The 5,378-nt window shown below is 59.9% G+C and carries 5 protein-coding genes; all 5 read right to left on the bottom strand.

Going from position 1 to position 5,378, the window contains the following annotated elements:
* Window positions 1-715: hypothetical protein (locus ABX749_RS20240; RefSeq protein WP_372897570.1), on the bottom strand; the 715-nt coding region annotated here is incomplete at its 3' end.
* A 126-nt stretch (window positions 716-841) separates the two neighbouring features.
* Window positions 842-2,062: a glycosyltransferase family 2 protein gene (locus ABX749_RS20235; protein WP_372897569.1), complete on the bottom strand. Its 1,221-nt coding sequence runs from the start codon at window positions 2,060-2,062 to the stop codon at window positions 842-844.
* Between the two features lie 127 nt (window positions 2,063-2,189).
* Complete coding sequence (locus ABX749_RS20230; RefSeq protein ID WP_372897568.1) at window positions 2,190-3,503, bottom strand: glycosyltransferase; 1,314 nt, start codon at window positions 3,501-3,503, stop codon at window positions 2,190-2,192.
* Complete coding sequence (locus tag ABX749_RS20225) at window positions 3,500-4,675, bottom strand: glycosyltransferase (protein ID WP_372897567.1); 1,176 nt, start codon at window positions 4,673-4,675, stop codon at window positions 3,500-3,502. Before ABX749_RS20225 ends, ABX749_RS20230 begins: the two co-directional genes overlap by 4 nt.
* Window positions 4,672-5,378 (bottom strand): endonuclease/exonuclease/phosphatase family protein (locus tag ABX749_RS20220; RefSeq protein WP_372897566.1); only part of this gene is annotated, 707 nt, incomplete at its 5' end. The genes ABX749_RS20225 and ABX749_RS20220, both read right to left, overlap by 4 nt.

Raw genomic sequence — 5,378 nt, 5'->3', positions numbered from 1 at the left:
CGACGGTTGCGGGGATCCCGGTGTCGTGCGACTTCGGTCGCTGGGGGTCGTCGATCGCGTAATAGATGCTGTTGATCGTTCGTGTCTGTGCCGGGTGAGGGGCGGCGGGCATGGTGAAGTCCGCGTAGCAGCCCGTTTCGCGCAAAACCGTGAGTTCGTCATTGACACCGCAGTGGCATCCGTCAGGGTGTGAATTGTCGAGCGCCCAGTTGCCGTGAATGAACCCATAGCGGATTTGACCGGACGCATCTCGGTGCAGCAGCCCGTGTCGTGTATGCAGAGTTTCGGTCGACCGTAGCAGCAGCTCACGCAAGGACTGGGCGTTGTCGTTGTCGTGATGCAAGTGCACCTCCACGTCTCCGTAGCCCGACCGTGTCAGCGTCGCGAGCTTTTCCAGATGCTCGGGCAGGTAGCATTCGATGGGATAAAAAAAGGTGTGCTGTGGCGGTCGGCCGCGTGAGTCGCAACAGCCGTCGACGGTCCGTGGGTAATCGCTCAGCCAACGATCCACGCGTCGCCGCTGCAGTTCCAACGGGGCGCGGTCACGCTCGGGCTCGAAATGGTCGGTGACACAGACGAACACGTGCGTGGGGTTTGGTAGCGACCGCTGCCCCGCCCGATAGGCGCGGGCGAACGTCATCGGTCCCATTCCCCGGATCTTCAGCACTGGTTGCAGCACCGGTTTGAACACAGGTTTGAGCACTGGTTTGAGCACTGGGGAATCCTGTCAATCGACGTTCCAAACGCGATTGGTGGCAGATGCTTCCAGCTTGCGGTCGCGGAATCGCACGCCGGAACCCGACGCCGCGCTGGCAAACCGTCCGACACTTTCCGTTCGTTCCTACGCCGCACGCTTTTCGCTTGCATGGACCAATTCTGATGTCGCTGGGATATGGCTCCAACTCGATCGTTCGGTTGGATTCCAAATCACTGTATCATGTCCGATCAGATATCGGCAGATCCCGACGCCGATGGCGGCGTTCATGACGACGAACGACGTACCGGCTCGCGCCAAACGCGAGGCGAGTGAGCGACGCGACGTCACCAAGCCGTACGCGGCTGCTCCATAGGCGAACGCTTGCAACAGCAGCAGGCCTTGAAAGCGGAGATCGGTTGCCAAGATCAGGTTACTGACCAAGGCAGCGATCAACAGGAAGGGGCCGCACCAACGGATCAGCTTGTGCGAGGCAAACGCGGCCGCTTGGTCCAGATTTTTCCACCGCAGCAATCCACGCAGCGTCGGCAAACACTGCATCGCGCCGAGACCGATTCGTTGACGACGTAAGAACTCGCAGCGGATCCCGCCGGTACTGGGTGAATACGCCCGCGCGGTCGGATCAAATACCAAACGGCATTGATGCGTCATCCGCACCAGCATCGGCAGAACCAGATCATCGTTGATGGTGGGTCGAGACGGGGCGACGAACATCGATCGCCGGATGGCGTAGATGGCCCCGCTGGCTCCCAGCGTGATTCCCAATCGTGCTTCAAAGCCGCGGATTTTGTTTTCCAGTTTCCAGTACAGTGATTCGCTCGCTGCGCCTTGGCCATCGACCATCGTGACTCGACCGGCGACCACACCGACCGCCGAATCGCTGAAATGTCGCGACAATCGCAGCAATGAATCGCGGTCAAAACGCGTCGTCGCATCGGTGAAGACGATCACGGGACTGGTGACAGACTCGACGGCGCTGACCAACGTCGCAGCCTTGCCGCGGCGGGTTTGAAAGGAGAGGGCTTTAACGCGGCCGTCGTTGAATCCCGACACCAGACGCGGCGTCGCATCGGTGCTGCCATCGGAGGCAATCAGAACGTGCAATCGCTCCGGCGGATAGTCGCAGGCGAAGATGTTTTCAATGCGTTCGGTCAGGTGATTGGCGGCATTGTGGGCGGCGATCAAGACCGTGATCTCGGGCAGGTCGTCCGTCCGGTCGGAAACCGTCGGCGGATCGTCGCGGCCCAGCACTCGGGCCAGCATCGCGATCAGGATGGGATAACCGACGTACGCATAAAACAACCCCAGCAAGGAACCGAGGAAGGTGAAAACAAGGACAGCGTGCACTGCAAGGATCCAGAGAGGGGCCACGACGTGACGGCAACGATCGAACCCCCTTTAAGTTCGTCATTCGGGGGCTGACTTCGACGCTCAATCTGCTGGGATCCCATGAGGGAAAAAGGACATCGGCCGCTCACCGGCTGACCGCGTCCATGACCTCGGCCAGCTGGCTCGTCTGCCGACGGCGTGAGAATGGGCCAAGGTCGTCCGCGCCACACGTTACCCGGCAAGGCCGCTCCGCAAGCAACGTAGATAAACACGCGGCGATGCGATCGGCTTGGCCGGGAGAGAACCGATAGGTGTGCCCGTGTTGATCGATCAACGAGGCGGTTTCACCATCGCCGCAAATCGCCAGGATCGGCTTTTGCAGCGCCAGGTATTCGAACAGTTTGGCCGGCACCACACGTTCGGCGCCCGGTTCATCGGCCAACAGCAACAACAGCACATCGGCCGACCCAGCCAATTCCAACGACTTGCCGTGCGGCAGATAATCGTGGCGTTGGACGTTGACTGCCGTTGCATCCAGTTTTGCGACCAGGGCGTCTTGATGCGGCGTGCGTCGCCCGGCGATGATCAAGTCGATTCGCGCCGCGGAATCGGGATTCGCCGCGGCGAGTCGAACCAACGCATCCACGACGGGTGAAATGTCGGTCAGCTTCCAAAGCGTTCCCGTGTAGACGATTCGCAACCGGTCGGGCGGATTCGATTCGCAGCGCAGGGCCGTCAAGTCATCTTCGTCGTAACCGTTGTAGATACAGTGCACCGAAGCTCGGCTGCCTGTTTCTTGGATTTGGCCGGCGAGTTCATCGGCGCTCGCTTGTGTCGTTGCCACGACCGCATCGGCCGCCCGCAAGACCTTGCCCAGCATCCTGCGTTGTTGGCGATAGGCGATTCCCGATCGTTGGTGGTTTTCAAAGTGCTGGCTGGACAACAGCCATTCGTCACGAAAATCCAAGACGAGTGGCAACCCGAAACGAAGCTTGAGGGTTCGTCCGAGCAAGAACGACGAAAACGGTGGTCCCGTCACGTACACCACGTCATGGGGAACCTGACGCAGTGTTTGTGTCGCCAGTCTCGCGGCGCAGGGGTTCCACAAGATTTGGGGGTCGGGTTGCAACAACGACATGCCCGCCTTTCGAACGCATTGCTTCATCCAACGTTTGAATGAAAGCGACGACGGATCCCCGGTCGCGATCAGTTTTTGTTTCGTTCGGTACGACGGTTCGAGCGTTCGGGCGCGGAGCACCGTCGTCTGCGGATCCAATTCCATCGACAGATCATTGTCGCGAACCGGAACGGACGGATCGGCCGCGGTGAGCACGGTGGGTCGCCAATGATAGTGGGGCAAGTACTTGGCAAACTTGACACTGCGCTGGACGCCTCCCCCGCCGGTCGGCGGGTAAGCGTAACTGATCAAGAGCATCCGTCGCTCAACGAGATTCATCATGCCGCCTTGCCGGTATTCGCTTTCTGCGACGAGACAACTCGGTGAAACACCGCTTCGAATCGTGAGGCCATTTCCGTCAGACCGTCGGGCACAAAGTCGCGTTCGGCATCGCTCGGAGACTCGATTTGTCCGACGACGGCATCGACCAGTGCGTCCAGATCGTTGTCGCCCACCAGTCGATCGACACCCGGAGACGCGATTTCGGACACACCACCCACGTCGGTTGCCACGAAGGGCACGCCGCAGGCGATCGATTCCAACAAGACGTTGGGGATCCCTTCACTATGGCTGGTCAACACCATCGCGTCGGCTGCGTTGTAGCACGCGGCCAGTGCTTGTTGGCTGAGATTGCCTTCGAATCGGACACAGTGGTCCAACCCGAGTCGCGAGCGCAGTTTGATCAATTCGTTTCGCATCGAACCATCGCCGGCGATCAGGATCCGCAACCGGTCGCCCCATTTCATTTGCCAGCGCTGAGCCGCTCGCAACAGCAACGTCGGGTTCTTGACCGATTCCAATCGCCCCGACCACATCAACACGATGGCGTCACGGGGCAATCCACAAACGTCGCGGGCGACACCACGATCACTGGGATGAAAGCAACGATGATCGACGCCGCGATACACGACATCGATCTTTTCGGGCGGCATGCCCAGGCGGATCGCTTGCGCGGCCAAGTCGCGGCTGACCACGACCAACCGCTGAGCGTCGGACAGCACGCTTTGAATCGCGCGGCGACGAGCGGGGTGCTGGGGCAAAAGCCGCAGATCGCTGCCGCCGGAAACGGCGACGCACGGCACACGGAAAGACTCGGCGGCCCGCAACGCGGCCCTTCCATCGGGATGCAGCCAATAGCCGATCACCAGATCCGGTGTGAACGTGTTTTGAATCCGTTTCAATACGGGGGAAATCGATCGCCAATAAAACACGTCGTAGTGAGTTCGCAATAACTTTGGCGGATAGAAGTACGTGGGATGGAACACGTCAGAGGAGGGCTCGACGGTCGGCCGCGACGTTGAATTGAGTTTTCGAAGCCGTTCCACCCACGGGATGGGCGCGACCACGCGCACTTGATGGTTGACACGCAATGCGTCCACCAGGTTGCGATTGAACATCCCCTGGCGAGGGCTGGTGGGCGTCGGATAGGTGGTGGCGATGTACAGCAGGTTCATGGTGCGGTCGTCCTGGCCAATTCGGCAATCACGGGGCGATGATCACCGCCCAAGTCGGGGCCGACGTGGACGTCTTGCACGGTCCAGTTTTCGTCCGCCAGGACGTGATCGATTCTGACGCCATGAAAGCGTGTGTATTTGGTGTAGCCCAATCCGCTGCCGGCGATCGAAAACGCATTCTGGAAATGGTCCCAAAGATCGCGGTAGTAAGCACTTTCGATGGGAACGTTGAAATCGCCCGCTACGACGGTGGGCAATTCCGAATCATCGATCGCATCGACGATCTGTCTGGAAAGACCGCGGCGCATTTGGCCCAGTCGTTCAATCGCTTCCGGTCCTTGATCGAAATCCAGGTGCTGTAGTTTCTCCAGGGCGGGGCGAAACGTGGGCAGGTGTATCGAAACCAGTTGAATGCGACTGCCGAGGTGCCAGTCCAGTTCGCAACCGATCCCGGCGACGGCTCTGAAATTATCGTCCGATTGCCGGCCGAGGACGCGTGATGCACCCAACGGAAGCGGGCTTCCGATCACGATGTGGTGCACTTGGCGGCGTTGCCAGCCCAGTTTCTGGAATAACGGTTCGGAAACCGCTTGGGGACATTCTTGCAGCATCAAGACATCGATTCGGTTGTCGTGAATCAATTGAATGAGTTGCCGGTCATCCAGGGTGCCGCCGCCGACGTTGCAAGTCAGCACGCGTAGTG

Origin of the sequence: Stieleria sp. (assembly GCF_041595215.1) — a bacterium.
GTDB lineage: Bacteria > Planctomycetota > Planctomycetia > Pirellulales > Pirellulaceae > Stieleria > Stieleria magnilauensis.
Note: the sequence above shows the minus strand (reverse complement) of the source record. Positions and strands in the feature narration are given on the sequence as shown.